This is a genomic window from Dermabacter sp. HFH0086, assembly GCF_000413375.1.
Classification (GTDB): Bacteria; Actinomycetota; Actinomycetes; order Actinomycetales; family Dermabacteraceae; genus Dermabacter; species Dermabacter hominis.
The window spans coordinates 289,820-313,141 of sequence record NZ_KE340308.1; the positions used below are offsets into that span (position 1 = coordinate 289,820).

18 protein-coding genes are annotated in these 23,322 nt (G+C 65.4%); 7 read left to right on the forward strand and 11 right to left on the reverse strand.

What is annotated here, in order from left to right:
- Positions 1-59: 59 nt before the first annotated feature.
- From HMPREF1484_RS01420 to HMPREF1484_RS01430, 3 genes are all read left to right on the forward strand, one after another.
- A complete protein-coding gene (locus tag HMPREF1484_RS01420) occupies positions 60-1,319 on the forward strand; it encodes a sensor histidine kinase (RefSeq protein ID WP_016663233.1) in 1,260 nt (419 codons plus the stop codon).
- A 64-nt stretch (positions 1,320-1,383) separates the two neighbouring features.
- A complete protein-coding gene (locus HMPREF1484_RS01425) occupies positions 1,384-2,007 on the forward strand; it encodes a response regulator transcription factor (protein ID WP_016663234.1) in 624 nt (207 codons plus the stop codon).
- Positions 2,008-2,187: 180 nt separating this feature from the next.
- Positions 2,188-3,051, forward strand: a complete 864-nt coding sequence (locus HMPREF1484_RS01430) for a MerR family transcriptional regulator (RefSeq protein ID WP_016663235.1) — start codon at positions 2,188-2,190, stop codon at positions 3,049-3,051.
- 129 nt (positions 3,052-3,180) lie between these two features.
- Here HMPREF1484_RS01430 and HMPREF1484_RS01435 read toward each other — a convergent pair whose 3' ends face one another.
- Genes HMPREF1484_RS01435 through HMPREF1484_RS10750 form a run of 3 tightly spaced genes read right to left on the reverse strand, consistent with a single transcriptional unit; the run spans position 3,181 to position 9,039 of the window.
- Positions 3,181-5,706, reverse strand: a complete 2,526-nt coding sequence (locus HMPREF1484_RS01435) for a hypothetical protein (RefSeq protein ID WP_016663236.1) — start codon at positions 5,704-5,706, stop codon at positions 3,181-3,183.
- Positions 5,703-7,631, reverse strand: a complete 1,929-nt coding sequence (locus tag HMPREF1484_RS01440; protein ID WP_016663237.1) for a thioredoxin-like domain-containing protein — start codon at positions 7,629-7,631, stop codon at positions 5,703-5,705. The genes HMPREF1484_RS01435 and HMPREF1484_RS01440 overlap by 4 nt, the downstream gene beginning before the upstream one ends.
- A 1-nt stretch (position 7,632) precedes the next feature.
- Positions 7,633-9,039: an HAD family phosphatase gene (locus HMPREF1484_RS10750; protein ID WP_016663238.1), complete on the reverse strand. Its 1,407-nt coding sequence runs from the start codon at positions 9,037-9,039 to the stop codon at positions 7,633-7,635.
- A gap of 123 nt (positions 9,040-9,162) precedes the next feature.
- Here HMPREF1484_RS10750 and HMPREF1484_RS01450 point away from each other — a divergent pair, with 123 nt between their 5' ends.
- Positions 9,163-10,569: an NAD(P)-binding domain-containing protein gene (locus HMPREF1484_RS01450; RefSeq protein ID WP_016663239.1), complete on the forward strand. Its 1,407-nt coding sequence runs from the start codon at positions 9,163-9,165 to the stop codon at positions 10,567-10,569.
- Here the strand turns inward: HMPREF1484_RS01450 and HMPREF1484_RS01455 are convergent.
- From HMPREF1484_RS01455 to HMPREF1484_RS01485, 7 genes are read right to left on the reverse strand one after another with little or no spacing between them, the layout of a single operon-like run.
- Positions 10,508-12,337, reverse strand: coding sequence for a copper resistance D family protein (locus HMPREF1484_RS01455; protein ID WP_016663240.1), 1,830 nt, complete (start codon positions 12,335-12,337; stop codon positions 10,508-10,510). The two genes, HMPREF1484_RS01450 and HMPREF1484_RS01455, sit on opposite strands and share 62 nt — an antisense overlap.
- On the reverse strand, positions 12,334-12,726 hold the full coding sequence (locus tag HMPREF1484_RS01460; RefSeq protein WP_081976377.1) for a CrcB family protein: 393 nt from the start codon (positions 12,724-12,726) through the stop codon (positions 12,334-12,336). The genes HMPREF1484_RS01455 and HMPREF1484_RS01460 overlap by 4 nt, the downstream gene beginning before the upstream one ends.
- Positions 12,723-13,286, reverse strand: a complete 564-nt coding sequence (crcB, locus tag HMPREF1484_RS01465) for a fluoride efflux transporter CrcB (RefSeq protein WP_016663242.1) — start codon at positions 13,284-13,286, stop codon at positions 12,723-12,725. The genes HMPREF1484_RS01460 and crcB overlap by 4 nt, the downstream gene beginning before the upstream one ends.
- Positions 13,287-13,303: 17 nt before the next feature.
- Positions 13,304-14,677, reverse strand: coding sequence for a dihydrolipoamide acetyltransferase family protein (locus tag HMPREF1484_RS01470; RefSeq protein ID WP_016663243.1), 1,374 nt, complete (start codon positions 14,675-14,677; stop codon positions 13,304-13,306).
- Between the two features lie 36 nt (positions 14,678-14,713).
- The gene (locus tag HMPREF1484_RS01475) at positions 14,714-15,697 is read right to left on the reverse strand and encodes an alpha-ketoacid dehydrogenase subunit beta (RefSeq protein WP_016663244.1); all 984 of its coding nucleotides are present in this window, start codon (positions 15,695-15,697) and stop codon (positions 14,714-14,716) included.
- The gene (locus tag HMPREF1484_RS01480) at positions 15,694-16,839 is read right to left on the reverse strand and encodes a thiamine pyrophosphate-dependent enzyme (RefSeq protein WP_016663245.1); all 1,146 of its coding nucleotides are present in this window, start codon (positions 16,837-16,839) and stop codon (positions 15,694-15,696) included. The genes HMPREF1484_RS01475 and HMPREF1484_RS01480 overlap by 4 nt, the downstream gene beginning before the upstream one ends.
- 10 nt (positions 16,840-16,849) lie before the next feature.
- Entirely contained in the window at positions 16,850-17,953 is a 1,104-nt protein-coding gene (locus HMPREF1484_RS01485; RefSeq protein WP_040386364.1) for a histidinol-phosphate transaminase, read from the reverse strand.
- A gap of 55 nt (positions 17,954-18,008) precedes the next feature.
- Between HMPREF1484_RS01485 and purB the strand changes: the two genes are divergently transcribed.
- The 3 genes from purB (at position 18,009) to ppdK (ending at position 22,607) form a co-directional block, all read left to right on the forward strand.
- Positions 18,009-19,409 (forward strand): adenylosuccinate lyase, encoded by a 1,401-nt coding sequence (gene purB / locus HMPREF1484_RS01490; protein WP_016663247.1) that lies wholly within the window; start codon positions 18,009-18,011, stop codon positions 19,407-19,409.
- The gene (locus HMPREF1484_RS01495; RefSeq protein WP_246816547.1) at positions 19,387-19,728 is read left to right on the forward strand and encodes a metal-sensitive transcriptional regulator; all 342 of its coding nucleotides are present in this window, start codon (positions 19,387-19,389) and stop codon (positions 19,726-19,728) included. The genes purB and HMPREF1484_RS01495 overlap by 23 nt, the downstream gene beginning before the upstream one ends.
- Before the next feature lie 146 nt (positions 19,729-19,874).
- Positions 19,875-22,607 carry a pyruvate, phosphate dikinase gene (ppdK, locus tag HMPREF1484_RS01500; RefSeq protein WP_016663249.1) on the forward strand — a complete coding sequence of 911 codons (2,733 nt, stop codon included), beginning with the start codon at positions 19,875-19,877 and terminating at the stop codon, positions 22,605-22,607.
- Here the strand turns inward: ppdK and HMPREF1484_RS01505 are convergent.
- Positions 22,604-23,320, reverse strand: coding sequence for an SDR family oxidoreductase (locus HMPREF1484_RS01505; RefSeq protein ID WP_016663250.1), 717 nt, complete (start codon positions 23,318-23,320; stop codon positions 22,604-22,606). The two genes, ppdK and HMPREF1484_RS01505, sit on opposite strands and share 4 nt — an antisense overlap.
- Positions 23,321-23,322: the final 2 nt, after the last annotated feature.

Below are 23,322 nucleotides of genomic sequence, written 5' to 3' on the forward strand. Positions count from 1 at the left end.
TTCTTCGTTCATCCTTTTGGAGGAACAGCTCTTCGGGTGCGGGAATTAGGATCGAAGACATGCCCACTTCAGCCCGCACCTCACACGTCGTGGGGGCAGCCGCACTCGCATGTGTTCTCCTTGCGATCCCCGTCTTCGAAAGCACTCTCACTGCGGCGCCACACACCACGAGCGTCGTGATCTTCAGCCTCGTGACGCTCTTTGTGATGCTCGGAGGCGGCGCGTGGCTCGTGCGCGTTGGCGACATTAGTGCGGAGCCATCATCAGTTTTTTCGTGGCGTCCCCTCGTGTACGTGGCAGTGCTCGCCTCGGCATGGGCGATGGTCATTGCAGAAACACCCCACGCGACCTACTTCCTCTTTGCACTTATCGGCATCGCCCAGTGGCTTCTGCCTGAGCACATCGGAGCTTTCGTAACGCTCGGCCTTACTGCTTTTACGATCGCGGGACAGGTTTTCCACCATGGCGCCTCGACGGGCACTGTCGTGGGGCCGCTCCTCATCGCCGTGCTTATGCTCGCGTTCATGCACATGTACCGCGCGATGCGCTTCGAGGCACTTCAGAAAAATACCGTCATCGCACAACTCCGAAGCGCCCAAGACCAGCTCGTCGAGTCCGAACGCGCAAAAGCACGTATAACCGAGCGCGAGCGGCTTGGTCGCGACCTCCACGACACCACGGCCCAGTCACTCTCGAGCGTCATCTTGCGACTCGGGCTCGCGGACGAGGCACTCGGTTCGGGTGAGGCGTCGCTTGCGCTCGATCACGTACGTTCCGCTTCCGACGCCACCTCGGAAGCCCTGAGCGAGCTTCGCAGCGCGATCTCCCACCTCACGCCACACGAATCGGGACCCGCGCGCCTCGAGACGGCTCTCACCCGTGTTGTTGACACCGCTCGGTCCAGAGTGGTCGCCGTTCCCGGTGAAGCAGTCCCGGTCATCGAATGCCATGTCTCTCAGGACTTGCCGGAGCTCGACATGACGACAGCGACGAGTCTTGTGCGTATTGTCCAATCGTCGCTCGCCAACGCCCTCGACCACGCGCGCGCCTCACGCATCGAGGTTCGCGCCTACGCTGACGGTGGCGAGCTGCATGTCGATATCGAAGACGACGGCCGCGGCTTCGACGTGGACGAGGCGCTGCTCGGCCGGAGTGGCGATAGTGGCGGCTACGGGCTGGGTTTCGTTGTGCAACGCTCGCGTGAACTCGGCGGGAATGCCGCGATCATCGCCTCGCCCGGGGAGGGCACGCTCATAAGCGTGACGATCCCCGTGTCCCAGGCACCGTCGGCCCTGACCGAGTCCGCTCCAGCCTCGTGACACCCGCCCCCGAGTTCCAGAACGCTACACACTCCACCTCTCCAACCCTTCAAGGAGCGCACGCATGATTTCCATCCTCATCGCCGACGACCACCCCGTGGTGCGTGCGGGGCTGCGCGCCGTGTTTGAAAGCCACGAGGACTTCACCGTCGTCGCCGAAGCCCCCAGCGCTGAAGAGGCAGTCAAAAGAGCCAGCGAGGGCGACGTGGACCTCGTGACCATGGATCTTCGATTCGCCGACGGCGGTATGAGCGGCGTGGAGGCGATTCGCGCTATTCGCGCCCGGGGGGATCACCCGCGGATTCTCGTTCTCACCAATTACGACGACGATTCCGAGATTCTCGCCGCCGTCGAGGCCGGCGCCCAGGGGTACCTCTTGAAAGACTCCGCGCCAGCCGACCTCACGAGCGCCGTTCAGCGTGCCGCAAGCGGCGAGGTGGTGCTCGCACCCGTCGTTGCGGGCAAGCTCCTGCGCGAGATGCGCAAGGACCGCATCACGCTCACGGGCCGGGAAAGGGACGTGCTCAATGCGCTCGATCGCGGTTTGAGCAATCGCGAGATTAGCGAGGAACTGTTCCTCTCCCCCACCACCATCAAGACTCACCTCGCGCGGCTTTACGGAAAGCTCGGGGTGTCGAGCAGAACGGCGGCGCTCGCGCGGGCACGCGAAGAGGGACTGCTCGACTAGCCTCGCCCTCCGCCACTCCCCCGTGACCGTGCGATCGGACCGGCACTGCCTCGAGTCAAACAACGCTGTCGGTCTCGCACACGGCTGACGCCACCCACGTCCACCCAGTTCACGAAGTCTTCGCGAAATCGACTTGACCCTGACGTGGCGTGAGGCACCAGCATCGGTAGCGTGAACGACATGGCCAACGCTTTCGACCCAAACCCACGCTCGCATCGAGACCTCACTGTCGGCGAAACCGCCGCACTCATTGGGGTGAGTGTGCGAACTCTTCACTACTGGGACGAAATCGCTGTGGTGACCCCAAGCGGACGGTCCCGGGCGGGGTATCGCCTCTACAGCGAGCGAGATCTCGAACGACTCCACGAAGTACTCATCTACCGGGAAACCGGGATGTCACTCGCGGAGGTTCGCGAACTTCTCGTCTCGCACGATTCAAGGCGGGCAGCGACTCATGCAGATGCTGCAACGGCTTGTGAGGTTCCCTCGGAGCGGGAACGGCTAGTACAGCAGCGCGAGGTACTGCTGGGCAAAGTCGATCACCTGCACCGCATGCTGCGGGCAGTGGATTCACTGATCGAAAGGATTGACATGGGAGAGAAACTTACCCCCGAGCAACGCGCAGAAATTCTGGGGAAGGATTGGAATCCCGAGTGGGACAACGAGGCTAGGAACAAGTGGGGGCACACCGACGATTGGGCAGCTTCTCGGCAATACCAAGAATCCCAAACCGCTGAAGACCTCGAGAGTGACAAGGCTCGAATCGATGCTGTTGAAGAGAAAATCGTCTCAGCTATTCAGCGCGATGTGGATCCGCGAAGCGCCGAAGCCATTGCCCTCGCCGATGAGTACCGCAGGGCACTGACCTGGTACGACGTCACACCCGCCAAACATGTTCTGATCGCGAGAGGGTATGTGGAGGACTCACGCTTTCGCGACCGGTTCGAGTCGCGTCAAGCGGGTATGGCGGAATGGCTCAAGGACGCGATCGACGCGAACGCTCGAGAACACGGAGTCGATCCCGATACGGCCGAATGGCAGTAGACCCGTGCCCCATCACTGAGCTCACCGAGGGGAGCACAACCGGTGCTGTGCGTTTGAGACGAAAGGTATGAGAACGTCCAGCACCGGTCTTTTCTCGACGCGGGAAGCTCGCACCTGCGCAACTCGGCTCTACTTCCGTTGACGCCCGCGTTTCTTCTTCGGGGCCTCGGGCGCATCAAAAATGGTATCGCCAAGGTCGTCGACTTCCGTCGCAGTCGAAGCCTTCTCGCGCGCCGTGTTCGAGGCGCGGGACTCTCGATCAGCGCTATCGTTCGCTTCTCTCAGATTGTCGGCGAGATCAACCTGCTCGAGGCCCCGCGACAGCACGATCGGGACGACGAGCACCATGAGGGCCGCGACCACGATGATGACCCGCACGAGAGGATGCGTCCCCTCATCTCCCGTGAGGGACACGACTGCGGGCGCGGCAGCGAGTGTCATGAGCACCGCGATGGCACCGAAGCCAGACGCGCCGGCAAGTGAAGACGTGAGCGCCACCCGAGCCCGGGCCTCCGATACTTCGGTGAGCACAGACGAGTAGGCAAGCGACGCGGTGCCGCCGGCCACCCCTGACTCAACCCGCGCGAGGGCCGCCTCGCTCGAGGCGACGCGCGCGTGCGCGACAGATGCTACGCAGCCCGACGCGACGAGAACCCCGACGGCAAAGGCGGGCAGCGATGCCGCTCCGATCCCGAAGCCACATACGGCCGGAGCGAGCAGCGCACACATCACCACGATCGCTGACGTGCGCCGAAGCGCGCTCTCGAGCCCCTCAAAGAGCACCTCGTCGCCACAATCATCGGAGCCGTCGGATGAACCTCGAGCGCTCGATTGTTCGGCAAGCGCAATGCGCGCCTCAGTCACGGCATTGGCAAGAACGGCGCGCGTCGGCGTCGCGATGAACGCCACCACGGCCAGAACGGCCACAACACCGAACGCGAAACCAAGAACGACCGTTGGCGAATCAATGCTCAATGCGCGCAGCTGCCTGTCGGCCCACAGCGCACCCTGCTGCGGCGCCGCGCGCATCGCTCCCGCAATCGGTGCCACGAGCGGGAGGGCAGCAACACTCGAGAGCAGCGCGAGAACAGCGCCCGCGAGCGCCTCGTGAGAGGACTGCTCCGCAGCGTCACCGTCGCGCACCTCAACGGCGGCGTCGCGAGAATACCCAGCGCCCGCGATCGCCGAGAAGCCGCCCCACACGGCCGCGGCTCCCGCCGCAGCGAGCGCGAGAAGGTAGTAGCCGAGGTAGGCGATGCCGGCGGCGGCAGTCGCAAGACCCCACGCCGCTGCGATACCGAGCAGAGCGGCGATGGCGAGCAGCGCGAGTGCGCGACTGGAGCCGAGACCCACCGACGACGGACTGATACGCCCGAAGCGAGCGGCGACCATCCCGCGGGAGGGGCCTGCTGCCATGGCGGTCTCGGTTCGCACGTGCGGCCACACGATCGCAAGGCCCGCAAGGAGGGCGAGTGCGCCTCCAATGACGAGCGCGAGGCCCGTCACGAACGAGGGATTGATCGCGTGCAGCATGATCGTGTCGGCAACGCTTTGCGCTTCGGGGGCGTCGCCCACGTTCGCGTAGAAGCCGGAGAACTGCGCAGCGATTTTCTCAAGCAGCGGTTCGACCTCGTCGCGCGCGACAGACGCGGGTGCCTGCTGGGTATCCGAGTTAACGAAAAGCGACACAAGCAACGGGTCGTTAAAGTTCCCGAGCCCCACTTCGGCCATGCGCAGATTCGCGTAGCGAGTGGGCAGCCACAGGGAGAGAACAGAGCCGACGAGAGCGAGCGGAATGACCCCCGTGAGCCCGGCGCTCACGAAGCGCGAGGAGCGCGTCGATCCAGCGGGCACAAAAGCAGAGCCAATCAGGGCGACGAGCGCACCGCACGCGAGCACAATGGCGGAAACGAGACCGGCGAGCCCCACGATGGGCGCACCGAGCGTCATGATGGCGCCCGCGAGGAGAGCCGCGAGCGCAGCCGAATCGACCGCGCGCAGCGGACCTCGCGCGAGCGGCGGTGACAGGCGCTCGAGCGAGAGATCGTCCCGGTCTCGAGACTGCTCAAGCGTGCCAACGTCAATCCGTGCACCGGTCTCCCCCAGTGAGGAGAGTGCCACGCCCGAGCGCAGCGACGCCCCACCGATCGCGAGGCCGAGCGCGACGAGGAGAAGGAGCGGCCCCGCATCGGCATGCTTCACCACGATGAGGGCAATGAGCATGAGCGTTGCGGCGCCCACGCCGATTCCTCGCACGCTCCCGGGCAGGGCTCTCGCCGCAGAAAGACGTGGCTTTCGCGGTTCATCAGTGGCGTCCGGATCGAGGCCATCGACATTCGCACGCGCGACGAGCAGCGCACCGAGGGCCGCCACGGCGACCGCGAGGATGCTGCCAAAGAAAACGGAACCGCCGCGCAACACCCGATCACCGGCATCGCCGGGGGCAAGGGCCACGAGGATTCCCGCGCCGATCCCGCCCCACAGAGCCGAATGCGAGGCTGCCGTCACGAGCGTGCCGATCCGCGGCGCGCGATCATCGACGCCGGCTCTACCGCGCGCGATCCAGAACCACGGGTGGGCGAGGGCTACGAGCGAGAGGACCCCGGCCGCAACAAGCATCCAGGCGGTGTCGGCCCCCAAGGCGAAGGCGCTCATGCGAGAAGCGAGAGGACGAGCGCGCGCGTGCCCTCCTCGGTCAGCGTGATCGGCACGCCCCAGTCTTGCTGGTGCATGTGGCACGCGGGGAACTCTACGCTCGGGTCGGCGTCGCACGAGGCAGCGCGCGCACTGACGTGAATGACGCCTTCGCTGTAGTTCGGGTCGAGCTCAATCTCGCGCTCGAGTTCGCTCGAGGTCCCTCCTCCGCTCACGAGCATCGCCGGCGGTGTCGTCGAGACGCTCACCTGGACTGCCGGGCCGAAGGAGTCGTCGAGCTTGTGGCCCTCGGGCGGCGTAAACGCGACGGTGACCGTGAGTGGGCCGGCGTTCGAGACCGCTGTCGCGGGGCGTTCGGTCTGCTGCGGGCCCTCGTCGATTATCTGCTCGGCAGCGGGCGAAATGGACACCCACGTGAGCTTGTGCGCGCCGGATTCAACGACGATGAGCTGCGCGAGCCCATCGATTGGGTCGACAACGATGAGGTCGCTCGGCTCCGAAAGTCCGGTCGCAACGGTGACGACCGAGTCGTGAATCGGGTCGATGATCCGCACCGCGCCGTTATAGGTGTCGGCGACCGCGAGGCGGCCATCGGCGAGGACCGTAATGCCGAGGGGGTGCTGCAGGCGGGCCTTGTCGAGAGGACCGTCGACGTGACCAAAATCGAAGAGGCCCTCTCCCACGAGAGTCGTGACCTCGCTGCGATCCGCGGCAATCACGCGCACCGCACTCGTTTCGGCGTCGGCAACGAACACGGTCCCGTTGGCGTCGACCGTGACGCCCGAGGGCTGTGCCCACCACGAGCGCACGAGAGCGCCGTCTACGAGGCCCTCCTGGGTCGTTCCCGCGAGAACCGCGAGCGCGCCTTCGTCAACGAACTCGCCGTCGTCGTTGAGCGCCGCCGGCCGGTAGGTCCACATCTGGTGGATTCCCGCCATCGCGATGATGATCTGCCCGGATACGTCGTCCCATTCGACATCCCACGGTGTCGAGAGGGCGAACTGGATCGGAGTGCCCACCCCCGTGGGAAGGCTCTGCCCCTGCATCCACTGCTCGCCGTTCCCGGCGAGGGTGAACACGTGGCTTTCGATCCGGGAGCGCAGGAGCCGACGCCTGCCGAGCTGCACACCGCGCAGGCGGTGATTGCCGGTATCCGCAATCACGAGGTCGTAGCCCACTTGGTCGGCAACTTCGGGTGGAAGGACGGCGATGCCGTTCGGCTGCGAGAACTGCGCCTCGCCTGCATCACCGTCGGCCCAGCCGCGCACGCCCGTGCCGATTGCCTCGTCGACGCTCACGCCGTCGGCTTCGAACACGACGATACGGTTTTGCCCCGCGTCGCTCACAACGATGCGACCGTCGGGCAAAAGCCCGCCTTTCGAGGGGAAACGCAGTGTGTGGAGTTCGGATTGCTCGAGAACAGTAGGGGCATCACCGCGCACGAGGGTGCCGTCGGACTCCCCCTCGCTCACGAGCCTCGCGATGGTCGAGTCGAGATTCGCCGCGTGGCCCTCGCCGGACATCGACGCGGCGATGCGCCCGTGCGTGTCGAGGACCATGAGGGTCGGCCAGGCCTTCGCGCCGTACTCGCTCCACGTGCGTAGGTCGGGGTCGTCGAGAACGGGATGTTCGACGCCGTAGCGTTCGATGTTGGCGACGAGTGCGTCGTGGTCGCGCTCGAACGAGAATTTCGGCGAGTGCACACCGATCACGACAACCTCTTGCGACCACTTCTGCTCAAGCGGTCGCAGCTCGTCGAGCACGTGCAGGCAGTTCACGCAACAGAACGTCCAAAAATCGAGGACCACGATCTTGCCGTGAAGATCCTCGAGGCTCAGGTCGACCCCGCCGGTGTTGAGCCACCCGCGGCCGAGCAACTCGGACGCGTGGGGGCGTGCATTTTCGCGAAAGTTCTCGCTCGTCATGTCAGTCCTGCTTTCGGTTCGGCCAGCTCTTCACCCACGCGAGGAGGTCGGGATCGCTCAGCGAGGAGAGCGTTAAATCGGCCACGTCGATCGGTTGCCCCGTCGAGGGAATCCCGATGAGGGTCATACCCGCCGCTTTCGCCGCGCGCGCCCCAAGGGGGGAATCCTCGAAGGCGAGGCACCGCGAGGGCTCGCACCCGAGGGCTTTCGCGCCAGCCTCGTACATGTCCGGGGCGGGCTTGGGGCTTCCGACGGTACTCGAGCTTTGAAGGCTCTCAAAATACCCGAGGAGCCCAGCGGCCGTGAGTTTCTTCTCGAGAATCTCGTGCCACGAGTTCGAGGCGACCGCGATCGGCACCTTGGTCGCGGCAAGTTCGAGGAATTCGCGCGCGCCCGGCATGGTCGGCACATTGGCTCCGAGTCGCGACTGGAAGTCGTCGGTAACGATCTGCTCGACGCGAGCCGGTTCCTGGCCCGTCATGCCGCCGAGAATTTCGGCGGTCTGTTCAAGGGTCGTGCCCATGAGCGCGCCGAGATCCTCTTCGGTTGGCGTCACGCCCGCATCGTACAGAACCTTGAGCTGCGTCTCCGTCCATAGCGCCTCGGTGTCGAGGAGGAGGCCGTCGCAGTCGGTCACGATCGCGTCGGGAATCTCGTGGCGCACGAGACCGAGCGCGTTGTACACGGGCGAATAACCGCCGCGGCGGTCGGGCCACGTCGCTACCCATTCGCGCAGCCCCGGGTCGCCGATCGCAGCGATCTCAAGCTCGCCTTCGGGTCGCTGCCCGGGAATCGTAGGGGCGACGATGAGCCGGCATCCGGCGGCTGCGGCGGCCTGCGCGCCCGTTTCCGAATCCTCAATCGCGAGGGCTCGCTCGGGGGCGACGCCGAGCAGTTCGCACGCGCGCACGTAGATGTCGGGGGCGGGCTTGGGGTTTGCAACGTCGTCGAGGGAGACGACGTGATCGACATACGGCAGGAGACCCACGTCGGCAAGTTCGCTCAGGAGCGGGGCACGGTTGCTGTTGGATGCCACGGCAACGGGGATCCTCGAGCTCGCGGCCTTGAGCAGTTCCGCCGCGCCCGGAAGCACGGGGATGTCCTCGGCAAGCTTTGCAAAGTAGCTCCGCTTGAGGCTTTCGCCAACGTCTTCGGGCTTCTCCCCCGTGAGCTCCGCGATCGCGACGACGACGTCGATCACGTCGCGGCCCACCAGCCAACGGCGGCGCGCCTCTTCCATCGCGAGGGACCGGGCCTCGAGGTATTCGACCTGGGTTTCTTCCCACAGGCTTTGCGTGTTGAGAAGAACGCCATCGCAGTCAAAAACGATCGCTTCGGGTGTGAACGCACCGAAGGTTTCACGGAAGGGTGCGAGACCGGGCGAGAGAGGCTCTTGATAGTCGCTCATAGTGCCCCCACCATACGCAGCGGCCCTGAAAGGAGCCCGTTTCCATCACAGCTTTTGTGCACGCGAGCGCCCTAACATGTGGAACGTTAATCTTGCGTCGTCCTTGGAAGGCAAACCCCCGCCATGACTGCACTCACACGCGGATCCGTTCTCGTGATCGGAGCCGGCCCCTCGGGTCTCGCGGCCGCCGCCGCTCTCTCCTCCCTCGGGGTGGATTTCGACCTTGTGGATGCGCAAAACCACGTGGGTGGCGTGTGGAACATCGCTAACGAGGACGCCCCGACCTGGCCGAACATGAAGCTTGCCACCTCGAAGTCGCATACGCAGTTCGAGGACCTTCGCATGCCCGTCAGCTTCCCCTCGTTCCCCTCGACCGACGAATACGCGACTTACCTTCGGGCCTACGCCTCGCATCACGGCCTCACGGAACGGTTTGAACCCAACAAAGCGGTGCGCAGCGTTCGCTCGTTCGGCGAGGGCGAGTGGGAAGTAGATTTCTCCTCCGGCGAAGTACGCCCGTACACGGCCATCATCGCGGCGCACGGGGTCTCGCAGCGTCCCTTCCTGCCGCCGCTGTGGCACGAGGCTCGCGAATCTGGCGTTCGCACTATCCACTCGAAGAACTTCCTGGGCGGCGACGACACCGCTGAAAAGGACGTGCTCGTGATCGGTGGCGGCCAGGAGGCGGCCGATATCGCCGTCGAGCTCGCGAAGGCGAACCGTCGCGTGGCCCTTCACCCCACCGAAGCGCACTGGGTCGTTCCGCGCACATGGGGTCCGTTCGCGGGCGATTCCCTTGCCCGCCTCGAGCCGACCTTCCTCGGTCGAGCCTTCAACGATACGGTCGCCGAGAAGCTCATTGAGCGCGCGATCGGCCGCCCGGAGAACGTGGGGCTACCCAAGCCCGAGGTCTCGGTCATGGAGGACGAACCGATCGTGTCGGATTCGTTCCTCACGCTCGTCAACGACCGCCGTATCGAAATCCTTCAAGACTCGGCTCACCTGCCGTTCGAGCGCTTCGAGCTGATCGTGTTCGCGACCGGTTACGAGCCTGGAGCCGACTACCTCGATCCCGAATACACGAGCGATCTTTTCCTCGGTGCCTTCCCGCGTTCGCGCCGCGACCTCGCCGTCCTTGGCCAGGTGCGCGTGCTCGGCGGCGTCACGCCGATCCTCACGCAACAGGCGGACATCGCGGCATATGCCACGAAGGAATTCCTCGAGGAAATCGAGACCGGCACCACCTCCCCCGCTCTCGCACGCTTTGAAAAGCTCAAGTCTCGCGCCGACGCCGACGTGCGCCGCACCGCTCCCCACTCGAGCGAAAAGGGGCTTCGCGGCGCATTTTCAGGGGTTGCCTCGCGCGTGCGCACCGCCACCCGTTCGACGCGCATCGCGGAGCTTTCGCCGTGGGCCGAGCAGAACGCGCTCGACTCGCTGCCCGAGGATCAGCCGATTCGTCTCCCGCTCACCGACCGCGAACGTCTGCTGGCGCGCCTGTCGACCGCGCGCGCGATTTTCGAGAAGTAAGGGCTGAAGCCGCGAATACCGCTGCGCCGTAGAGCACGATGATGGCTCCGGCGACGCTCGCGCCGCAATGCTGGTCACGGAGCGTATCGGCGAGCCACGTGCGGCCGGTCGCGCCAAACCAGCTTGGCGCAATCGCGTACGGCGTAAGTGCCATGACGGCGAGAACAAGGACAGTCCCCGCGAGTCCGGTCTCGAAGGCCCACTTCTGCCCTGCGCGTACAAGTACGACGAGCAGGGCGCCGCACGCGATCATCGCCAGATCAAGCCCGAGGTTCGCCGGGTGGGATTCGAGAAGTCGCCGCATGAGCGCCGGGATGAGATAGGCGCACGCGAGGGTGAGCGCTGGCACCAGCGAAAGGGCAAACGCGAGGGTCCGACGCTTGCTGAGCACACCCCGAATCTTCGCGAGCGCGGCGTCGCTCACCCCCATTCCGAGGGCGCTTCCGGGCAGTATCGCAAGCGCGAGCGCTAGCGCGAGGTGCGCGCTGAAAAGCACGCGGGAATAGACCGCAAGCGCGCTCGAGGCAAGAAGCGGGTAGAGCACGAGCGCAAGGATGAGCCAGCGACGCTCAGTGGCGCTTACGCCCCGAGCGATGCCGCGCATGAGAAGCCACGTGAGCGCGAGGATCGAGGCACCAATCGCGAAAATATCGGGCCTTATCTGCCCAAGCGCGGCAAGGCTGCGCGGATCGGGCGGGAGCGCATAGGTCGTGAGGATCCCCGCGGGGGTGGCGGGCGGCGGAATGTTCTGTGCGGGTGGTGGCGCGCTCGACATCGCCGCGGCCAACCCAATCGCCGCACCCATGAGGAGAATTTCAAAGAGCGCCAGTTCGCGAAAACCGGAGCGGCCGAGCGTGGCGCGCCGGGCGAGGACGCGGCGCTGCGCATAACCGCACGCACCGAGCGCGAGCAGCAACAGCGCCTTGGCAAGGCCCAGCTGGCCGTATGGATGGGTGAAGAGTTCACTGATGGCGCTCAGGCGTGCGAGGATCGCGAGGAGTCCAGAGACCGCGAGGGCGATCCACGCGACGAGGGCGAGCGAGGAGAAGCGCCCGATCGTGCGGCGCATTGCAGGCTCGTCTCCCGGCTCAAGAGCGGGAAGAAACTGGAGCACGAGTAGCGGCCCCACCCAGGCCGAGAACGCCAAAAGGTGGAAGAACATGGAACTCGTCGCGCTCTCGTGGCTCACACTTCCCGCGGCGTGCCCCGTCATCCCCTTGGCGACGATCGCCCCGAGGGCCGTGAGCGTCGTTGCGCGGGCCGTGCGCGCGCTTGTCCCCGAGACCCCGACCGCGCTTGCGAGGGCCGCAGCGACGATCGCGGTCAAGCTCCAGACTCCGAGGTCGCTCGCGGCAAACACGCCGATGTCGGAGCCGAAATGTGCGGAAAAGAGCGGCTGTCCAGACGAGAGCGAGTACGCGAGAATGAACTGCACAACGAGCAGGAGCGTCCACACGATAGCGCTCGTGAACGCGATCGTCATGGCGCGCGCTCGTGCGCGCGCCGACCACGCCCCGCTCTCCGGCGAAGCATCAAGCAGCCAGCCAGCAAGAATCGACCCGCCGAGCGTGAGCGCACCCGCGGCCGCGGCAAGAGCTGCGCTTACGGGAAGCAGGGCCTCGGTCGCGCGGCCGGCGTTGACGAGGAGAATCTCTGCGTCTCCCGCCGCGTAGCGGGCACCGGCCAGCGCTATAGCTGCGCCGCCCGCGAGGGCGACGAGCGCGATAAGGAGCGCGGCGAACACCGCGCGCGAGTGCGCACGGCTCACGCGGTCACCACAATGCCGAGCCAGAACGCCGCGAGTGCCGATCCGAGGCTGAGCGCGTAGTAGCCGAGGGCGGTCACCGTCGCACGCGACCGCACGAGCTTCACAACTTCGAGCATGAAGGTCGACATGGTCGAGAGTGCCCCGCAAAAGCCCGTGCCGAAGAGCGCCGCAAAGCTCGCGGACACGAAGTCGGTGCTGCCACCGAGGCGGCGCAACACAATCGCGAGAAGAAATGAGGCGATGACGTTCGCGACGAACGTCGGCCACGGGATGGGCGAAGGTTCCTGATCGGGACCCGAGGGGCGCGTGAGGGCCGGGATGAACGTGAGGCCGTACCGCACGACGGAGCCGACGGCGGCACCGAACGCGACGATCAACGCAGTCATCATGACTCCTCACCCCTTTCGACATGCTCGCGTGCACTCATCGCGCCCACGCGAGCGCCGGCAAGCAACCCACCCACGACCGCAAGCACACACACGAGGACGCTCGCGGTCACGTACTTGAAGGCCTCGAGGGGAAAACCCGCGCCAATAATCGCGGCAATCTCCCCCGTGAACGTACTCATCGTCGTGAACCCACCGCAAAAGCCCGTGCCGAGCACGAGCTGGAGCTGCGCGTATTTCGGAGGGTTCTCATCCCAGTACCCAGTGAGCGCCCCGAGGATCAGGCAGCCGAGGATGTTTGCAGCGAGGGTTCCCCACGGGAGATCAACGAGTGTGAGCGTCGTCGTCGTGGGGAGGATGACGGCGAGGGCGTAGCGCACAACCGCGCCGATAGCGCCCCCGAGCGCCACCCACCAAAATCCCCTGCGGAAAGGAAGGGCTTTGGGCGGCACGCGCACGGTGCGAATCGCGGTCGTCTCAGTGCTCGTGACGGCCGAAAACTCGGCCGTGCGCAAGAGCGGATCTTCGCGGCGGAGGCGTTCGCGCCTTTCTTGGTCGTCCATCACCGCTCTAGCGTACGTCAGCCCCAAACGAGCCCGAGGCTCGGGTTTTCGAGAACCGCAGAGACGTCGCGAAGAAGCTCGGAGCCGAGCGCGCCATCGATCAGACGATGGTCAAAGCTCAAGGCAAGCGAACACACCTTGCGCGGGACGATTTCGCCATCGACAACCCACGGCTTGTCTTTGATCGCACCGAAACCGAGGATGACGGATTCGCCGGGATTGAGAATCGGGGTGCCCGAATCAATACCAAACACGCCGAAGTTCGTGATCGTAATCGTGCCGTTGCGAGTTGCCGAAAGCGGCGTCTGGCCCGCGCGTGCCGTATGGGCGAGATCGTTGATGCTCACCGCTAGTTCGCGCAGCGTGAGCAGGTGCGCATCCTTGATGTTCGGCACGATGAGGCCGCGCGGGGTTGCCGCGGCGATACCGAGGTTGACGAAGTGCTTATAGACAATCTCTTGGTTGTCCTCGTCCCACGACGCGTTCACCTCGGGATTGCGGCGGATCGCCACGAGTAGCGCCTTTGCCAGCACGACGAGCGGGGAGATCTTGACGTCTTTCCACTCGCGGCTCTTCTTGAGCGTGTCGAGAAGCGCGAGGGTCTCGGTCATATCGACCTCGTTGAACACCGTGACATGGGGGGCCGTGAACGCCGAGCTCACCATCGCCTCCGCGGTGCGCTTTCGCACGCTGCGGATCGGGACGCGCGTCGTCTCCTCGTCGCTCGTCACGCCGGGGAACGGTTGGCTCTTCGGGGTCTTCATGTGGCCGGCGAGGTTGTCGGGCGCCTGCTTCTCCTCGCTCGGGAAGTAGCTGCCCGCCTGCTCGGGGGCGCCGTCGAGCGAGCGCTGGGACGCCGCGATCACGTCCTGGCGAGTCACAACTCCGCCGCGCCCAGTCGCGAGCACGTCGTGGAGGGCAACGCCAAGATCCTTCGCGAGCTTACGCACGGGCGGCTTCGCGAGGATGCGATCGATCGGGACCTGCGGTTCCGCACCGCTCTGCGCGATCGCGCGCTTCTTGCGACGCGGTGTGGGCGTCTCGCGCGCGCCGTAGCCCACCAGGGTTTTCGGCTCGGTCTCCTCGGGCTTTTCGGAAGCATCGGCCTTTTCGGAAGCGTCGGGTTCCGACGCCTGCCCAGCCTCCGGATCGGTCTCAATATCAAACATGGGCTCGCCCACGTTGAGCTCGTCGCCTTCCTTCACGTGCACCTTGGCGACGATGCCTGCGACGTGCGAGGGAAGCTCGACGGCACTCTTGGCCGTTTCGACCGTCACGACCGGGTCGTTGATCTCGACCCGGTCTCCCTCCTTGACCTTGATCTCGATGATCTCCGCCTCGGTGAGGCCCTCGCCGGGGTCGGTGAGGCAAATCTGGGTGATGCTGCTCATGAGGGAACCTTTCGGGGTGAGTCAGTGCTCGGTGAATCAGTAATCGAGGCAACGGTCAACGGCGTCGAGCACGCGCTCGAGGTCGGGAAGGTAGGCGTGCTCCATGCGCGCCGGCGGGTACGGCGTGTGGTAGCCACCCACGCGCATGACGGGTGCCTCCAGGCTATAGAAGCAACGCTCGGTGATGCGCGCCGCGATTTCACCGCCGAGGCCGCCAAACACGGGCGCTTCGTGCACGATGACGAGCCGGCCCGTCTTCGTCACGGAGCCCTGAATACAGTCAAAATCAATCGGGTTGAGGCTTCGCAGGTCGATCACTTCGAGTGACAGGCCGTCCTCTTCTGCCGCCTGGGCAGCCTCGAGAGCCACGGGAACCGTCGGACCCCACGACACGAGCGTAAGATCCGCACCCTCGCGCACAACGTTCGCCTCGTAGTGCTTGAGGGCGGGGCGGTTGTCGGTGTCGACCTCGCCCTTGACCCAGTAGCGGCGCTTGGGTTCGAACATGATGACGGGATCGTCGGATTCGATCGCCTGGCGCGTCAGCCAGTAGGCGTCATTCGCGTTCGACGGGGTAAGGATTCGCAGGCCAGCGGTGTGAGCAAAGAGCGCCTCGGGGCTCTCCGAATGGTGCTCAACCGCGCCGATGCCCCCTCCGTAGGGAATGCGGACAACGACGGGCATGCGCACGCGCCCCTCGGTGCGGTAGTGAGTCTTCGCAAGCTGAGTTGTGATCTGGTTGTAGGCGGGAAAGACGAAACCGTCGAACTGGATCTCGCAGATTGGCCGGTAGCCGCGATAGGCGAGTCCGACCGCAGTGCCGACGATTCCGGCCTCGCCGAGCGGCGTGTCCACGACACGCAGTGCACCGAATTCGTCGAGCAGCCCCTGCGTCACGCGGAACACGCCGCCGAGACGAGCAACGTCCTCGCCCATGAGCATGACCTTGTCGTCCGCACGCATCGCATCGCGGATCCCCAGGTTGATCGCTCGGGCGATCGGAAGCTTTTCGACGCTCACTTGCCCTCGCCCTCCTCTTCGAACTGTTCGATATAGCGAATGTACTCGGCGCGCTCTTCTGCCACGAGAGGATGCTCGTCAACGTACACGTGATCGAAAATCTGGACCGGATCCGGATCCTCGAGCGCGTGGATGTGGTGATGAAGGCTCATCGACAGATCGTGCCCCTCTTCCTCGCAGCGCGACACGAATGCGTCGTCGAGCTGGTCCTCGCGCCGCAAGTACGCCTCAAACCGCGCGATCGGATCGAGCGCAGCCCACTGCTTCTCCTCGTCTTCGCCGCGGTAGATGCGCGGCTCATCGCTCGTCGTGTGCGCGTTCATACGGTAAGTGAGAGCTTCGATGAAGTGTGGCCCCTGCCCTCCACGCGCGGCATCGAGCGCAAGGCGGCTCACGGCGTAGCTCGCGAGCACGTCGTTGCCATCCACGCGAACCGAGGGAATGCCCCAGCCGCGGCTGCGCTGCGCGAGCGGTACGCGCGTTTGTACGCTCGTTGCGGTCGAGATCGCCCACTGATTGTTCTGGGTGAAAAACACGATCGGCGCTTCAAAGCTCGCAGCCCACGTGAATGCTTCGGAAACCTCGCCCTCGGAGCTCGCACCGTCACCGAAGAGTGCGAGAACGGCCGTGTCGGTTTCGGGGTCGCCCGTTGCGCACGCACCATCCCGGGTGATGCCCATGGCATAGCCAACAGCCTGGGGGGCTTGAGCGCCGAGCACAATCATGTACGGGTGGGTCATGAGCTCGCGCGGGTCCCAGCCGCAATGGTTGATTCCGCGCCATACCTCGAGAAGCTTCCACGGCTCGATCCCGCGTGCCCACGCGACGCCGTGTTCGCGATAGGTCGGGACGAGGTAGTCGTGCGCACGGGCCGCGTGCCCAGCACCGATTTGCGCGGCCTCCTGGCCCACGGCGCTCGCCCACAGGCCGAGCTGCCCCTGGCGCTGGAGGGAGGTTGCCTCGTGGTCAGCGGCGCGAACGATCACCATGTCACGGTAAAAACCGCGCAGGTCGTCGAAGTCGAGGTGCGCGAGCGCGGCATCGAGCTCATCGTGTGGCGTGCGCGTGCCATCGGGCGAAAGAAGCTGGAGCGTCGGTTCACTCGAGGCGGGGGTCGGTATCGCTGTCTGGAAAACACTCACGGTCCCAAGCCTAACCTACGGTGGCGTAGGTTTCAGCCTGTCTGGTCCCCCACTCCTTCACGACATCGATTAGGCGCGAGTTCGCGGCTTCCTCCGCAATTGTGATCCGGCAACCGTCGGACCCATAGCCACGCACCACGAGGCCGCGCTCAAGCGCAAACTCCACGAACTCGCCCGTGCGCTGTCCAAGCGGGAGGTACACGAAGTTGCCGTGCGAAGGCACGTACGCGCAGCCACGCTCGAGGCCCGCGAGCGCACTCTCGACTCGCGCGCGCTCCGCACGGATCCACGAGACTCGCCGCTCGAGTTCGCTGCACGCGGGCTCCTCGAGTGCCGCACACGCCGCTACCTGCGCGAGGCTCGAGGCGCCGAATGGAATCGCGACCTTATTCAGCGCACCCGCGAGCCGCGGGTGGGCGATCGCGTAGCCGAGCCTGAGTCCCGCGATGCCGTGAACCTTCGAAAACGTGCGCACGCGCACGAGGTTTGCGAAGCGCTCGAAAAGGCTCGCCGAGTCCGCGCGCACGTCAGGATCCGCGAACTCGATGTAGGCCTCATCGAGCGCGACCGTGACGGTATCGGGTACGGACTCGAGAAACGCCTCGAGCTCGGCAGTTCCGAGCACCGTTCCCGTCGGATTATTCGGCGAGCACAACAGGATCAGGCGCGTGCGCGAGGTGACGCACGAGGCCATCGCCTCAAGATCGTGCTCGTAGCGCGCGTTGAGAGGGACCGGGACGGCTTTCGCGCCATGAGATTGGACGAGGATCGGGTAGGCCTCGAAGCTACGCCACGGGAAGACCACCTCATCCCCCTGGTCGGCGAGCGCTCGCACGAGGTCGCCGAGGACGGCCGAGGCACCCGTTGAGACGTGGATCTGGGCCGGCACGACACCGTGGAGGGCAGCGAGGGCCTCGCGAAGCCGGGTCGCGGACATATCGGGATAGCGGTTGAGACCGGCGAGCTCCCTCTCGAGCGCCTCGCGGATCTGCGCGAGAGGCGCGAAAGGCGATTCGTTTGAGCTCACCTTAAAGGCGTCCGCCGGCGCCGGTTTGCCCGGAACGTACGAGGGAATTGACTCGAGGGTTGCGCGCACGTGAATGTTTTCGGCCATGCACGAATGGTACGTGCCGGGGGCACTCACGCGCGGTCCGTGCCAAAATGGCAGCATGCGCCTTAGTGACATTGACCCCGCCCTCCCGCTCACCCCACTCGATGGACGCTACCGCGCCCAGGTCGCCCCGCTCGTGGACCACCTCAGCGAAGCAGCCCTCAACCGGACCCGCATCGTCGTTGAGACCGAATGGATGATCCACCTCCTCGACCAGGGTGCGATTCCCGGCCTTCGCGCGCTCACGGACGACGAGCGCGCGCTCCTTCGCCGAATTCCCGAGGACTTCGGCGCCGAGGGCATCGCCGAGCACGCCGAGATCGAACGTGAAACCGTGCACGACGTCAAGGCCGTCGAGTACTACATCAAACGCCGCCTCGCGGGCACGAGCCTCGAGCCCCTCGCCGAAATCGTGCACATTTACTGCACGAGCGAAGACATCAACAACCTCTCCTACGCCCTCATGGTCAAGGGCGCCCTTCACGACGTGTGGCTGCCCGCGCTCACGGACCTGACGGCCGACATCGCACAGCTTGCACGCGAATGCGCCGACATCCCCATGCTGAGCCGCACCCACGGCCAAGCGGCGACCCCCACGACCCTCGGCAAGGAACTCGCCGTGTTTGCCTACCGCCTCGAGCGCCAGATCGCGCGTCTGAGGGGCGACGAGATCCTCGGAAAGATCAACGGTGCGACCGGCACGTGGGCCGCCCACGTCATCTCCGTACCCGACACCGACTGGCCCGCGATCGCGAAGAGCTTCGTGGAGCACCTCGGCCTCACGTGGAACCCGCTCACGACCCAAATCGAGAGCCACGACTGGCAAGCAGAGATCTATTCTGATGTCGCGCGTGCGGGCCGGATCCTGCACAACCTCGCGACCGACATGTGGACTTACATCTCGCTCGGCTACTTCCGCCAGCGCCTGAGCGCCCAGGGCGGCACGGGAAGCTCCACCATGCCGCACAAGGTGAACCCGATCCGTTTCGAAAACGCCGAAGCCAATCTCGAGATCTCGGGGGCGCTCTTCGACGTCCTCGCCCAGACCCTCGTGACCTCGCGCCTTCAGCGCGACCTCACTGATTCGACAACGCAGCGCAACATCGCGCCCGCCTTCGGGCACTCGCTCCTTGCGATCTCTAACCTCAAGCGCGGGCTCGCCGGCCTCGATACCGACGCCGAGCAGATGGCACGCGATCTTGACGCCAACTGGGAGGTCCTCGGGGAAGCCGTCCAATCCGTCATGCGTACCCTCGGCATTCAGGGGGTCGAGGGTATGGATTCACCGTATGAACGCCTCAAGGAACTCACGCGCGGCAAGCGCGTCGACGGCGACGCGATGCGAGAGTTCATCACGTCGCTCGGCCTGCCCGAGAAGGAGCGCGAGCGACTCCTCGCTCTTACCCCCGCGACCTACGTGGGGCTCGCCTCCTCGCTTGTCGACTACCTCGAGGGCTGATCTGCGCATGAACGACTGCTGCTCGACCCCGCACGGGACCACGCCTGGCTATCACGCCGACAAGGACGCCTACGTACGCCGCCTGAGGCGCATCGAGGGGCAGGTGCGGGGACTCCAGCGCATGCTTGAGGACGACACGTACTGCATCGACGTCCTCACGCAAGTCAGTGCCGTCAAGCGCGCCCTTGAGTCGGTTTCGCTCGAGCTCGTCGAGGACCACGTACGCCACTGCGTGCGCGATGCGGCCGCCGACGGCTCCCCCGCCGTCATCGACGCCAAACTCACCGAGGTGCTCACGGCCGTCAAACGCCTGATGTAAAGGGCCCGACGGTTGCCGGTAACCGTCGGACCCAAAATTCCGGCCCACCGGATTCCGCGCGCCCTAAAGTCCTCGCGCTCTGGCTCACCCGGGCGCACAATGGTGCCACCCCAGCCCCACAATGATGTGTTTGAGGACGGTCCGCTATGAGTGATCAGTACGTATACCCTTTCAGCGCCGGCTCGCGCGAGCAGGTCGACCTGCTCGGTGGTAAAGGCGCGAATCTCGCCGAAATGACCCAGCTTGGGCTTCCCGTACCACCAGGCTTTACGATCACGACCGACGCCTGCCGGTACTACATGCGCTACGGCCATGAGCCGAGCGTGCTTGCCGACCAGGTCAAACGCGAACTCGCGAGTGTCGAGAAGGAACTCGGGCGCACGTTCGGCGATCCGAAGAACCCCCTGCTCGTGAGCGTGCGCTCGGGCGCGAAGGTCTCGATGCCCGGCATGATGGAGACGGTTCTGAACGTCGGCCTCAACGACGAGACGCTCGAGGGGCTCGCGGAGCTCTCGCATTCACGGCGATTCGCGCTCGACTCGTACCGACGCCTTCTGCAGATGTTCGGGCGTACCGTGCTCGATATCGATGCCGAACTGTTCGAGGCGGTTCTCGACGACGCTAAGTCGGCTGCGGGAGCCGCGAGCGATGTCGAGCTTTCGGAAGGCGACCTCGAGCGGGTCGTCGCGAGTTTTAAAGAGATCATCGAGCAAGAATCCGGCTCGCCCTTCCCTCAGGACCCGTTCACGCAGCTCACCATGAGTATCCACGCGGTGTTCGACTCGTGGAATTCGCCGCGCGCGATCGTGTACCGCAACACCGAGCGCATCCCCCACGACCTCGGCACCGCCGTCAACGTGTGTTCGATGGTTTTCGGGAACCTCGATGACCAGAGCGCGACCGGTGTCGCCTTCACGCGCGACCCCGCGACGGGCGCTCGCGGCGTGTATGGCGACTTCCTCCTCAACGCTCAGGGCGAAGACGTCGTTGCGGGCATTCGCAACACGCTGAGCCTTCCCGATATGGAGAACCTGCTTCCCGAGAACTATCGCGAGCTCGTGGGCATCATGGAAAAGCTCGAGCGACACTATCGCGACCTGTGCGATATCGAGTTCACGGTCGAATCGGGCAAGCTATGGATGCTTCAAACCCGCGTGGGTAAGCGCACCGCCGCTGCCGCGTTCCGCATCGCCACCGCCCTCCTCGACGAGGGAGCGATCACCGAGAACGAGGCGCTCATGCGCGTGACCGGTGACCAACTCTCGCGCCTCATGTTCCCCGCCTTCGATTCTCATGCCGAGCGCGTACTCCTCGCCCGCGGCATGAACGCCTCCCCGGGGGCCGCTACCGGTCACGTCGCCTTTACCACCGCGGACGTGCTCGCGCGCGCTAAAGAGGGCACGCGGTCGATCCTCGTGCGCCGCGAGACCAACCCCGACGACCTCGCGGGCATGATCACCGCCGAAGGCGTGCTCACGGCACGCGGCGGGAAGACCTCCCACGCGGCCGTCGTTGCCCGCGGCCTCGGCCGCACGTGCGTGTGCGGTGTCGAGGCGTTCACCGTCGATGAGGCCGCCCGCGAAGTACGCGTCGATGGTGAAGTGGTGCTGCGCGACGGGGATCTCGTGTCGATTGATGGCACGAGCGGTGAAGTATTCCTCGGAGAGGTCCCCGTGCAGCCGAGTGCCGTCGCCGCCTATTTCGAGTCGGGTGCAAGCCTCGACGACGGTGATGCCACGAGCCTCGAGGGGCTCGATACAGCAGAGGCAGAGCTCGTCACAAGCGTTGACCGGCTCATGCGCATCGCCGATCGCGAACGCGCTCTCCTCGTCCGTGCCAACGCCGACACCCCCGAGGACGCCGCACGGGCACGCCGCATGGGGGCCCAGGGCATCGGGCTTACGCGCACCGAACACATGTTCCTCGGCGACCGCCGCACGCTCGTCGAGAACCTCATCCTCGCCGCAAGCCCCGAGGAACGCGAGGAAGCGCTCGCCGCGCTCCTGCCCCTCCAGCGCGGAGACTTCCTCGAGATGATCCGCGAGATGGACGGCCTGCCCATGACCGTGCGCCTCCTCGATCCGCCGCTGCACGAGTTCCTCCCCGACCTCACCGAACTCTCGGTGCGGATCGCGAAGGCTGAAGAGCGCGGCGAGCACAACGATCACGAGATCAAAGTGCTCGAGGCCGTGAAGCGCCTGCACGAGCAGAACCCGATGCTCGGCCTTCGCGGTGTGCGGCTCGGGCTTTCCATCCCCGGCCTCTTCGGCATGCAGACCCGCGCGATCCTCGAGGCCGAGGCACAGGCCCGCGCCGAGGGACTGAATCCGCAGGTCGAGATCATGATCCCGCTCGTAAGCTCCGTGCGTGAGCTGCGTGAGATCAAGAAGGAAATTTTCGCCGTTCGCGACGCGGTCACGCAGGAAACGGGCCTCAAGCTCACCACCGTGATCGGTTCGATGATCGAGCTGCCGCGCGCTGCCCTTCGTGCCGACGAGATCGCCGAAGAAGCCGAATTCTTCAGTTTCGGCACGAACGATCTCACGCAAACCACGTGGGGCTTTTCACGCGACGACGTCGAGGCCGGCTTCTTCTTCACCTACAAGGAGCACGGCATCCTCCTCACGAGCCCGTTCGAGTCGATCGACCAATTCGGCGTCGGTGAACTCGTACGCATCGGCACCGAACGCGGCCGTGCCGTCAACCCGGACCTCCACGTCGGCGTGTGCGGCGAGCACGGTGGAGACCCGAGCTCGGTTCACTTCTTCAACTGGCTCGGGCTCGACTACGTCTCGTGCTCACCGTTCCGCGTGCCCGTCGCGCGCCTCGAGGCGGGGCGCGCGACACTCAGCGTGGATGACTTCGAGATGAGCCACTAGCGCGGGCGGATGGAGAGCACGTCGACGTTCGCCTCGGGCGGGGCCGTGAGCGCGTAGCGCACGGCCTCGCCGATCGTTTCGGGCTTCATGTAGTCGCTCTCCACATATTCGCCACCCTCGTAGGCGCGCAATTCGCGTTGCATGTCTGTCGCGACGCGCCCCGGGTGGAGCGATACGACGCGCACGCCCCGCTCGCGTTCTTCCTCGCGCAGCGCATCGGAAAGAGCGCGAAGGGCGAACTTCGTCGCGGAGTACACGGCGTTGCCGGGCTTCGACGTGAAACCCGAGCCAGAGTTCACGAACACGATCGTGCCGCGCGCCTCGCGAAGCTCCGGGAGGATCTGGGCGGTGAGAACGGCCTGCGCTGTCACGTTCATGTGGAGAGCGAACTCCCAGTCGCCCGGCTTGGTGTTCTCGACCGTGTCGCCGGCGAGAACGCCCGCGCTCAGCACGGCGCCGTCAAGCCCGCCGCTGCCTGTTCCGAGGGCGCCGCTCTCGCGGGCCTCGCGCATGCCGTCGATAATCTTCTGCGAGTCGGAAAGGTCCGCAAGGACATACTCAGCCGACGGTAGCTCAGCGACGAGCGCTTCAAGCGCCTTTTCGTCGCGGCCCACGAGCACGAGGTGGGCGAAGTCTTTGAGCGCAAAGGCGGTCGCACGGCCGATGCCGCGGGTCGCGCCCGTGATCAGGATGCGAGGCTTCGAATTCGTCATAA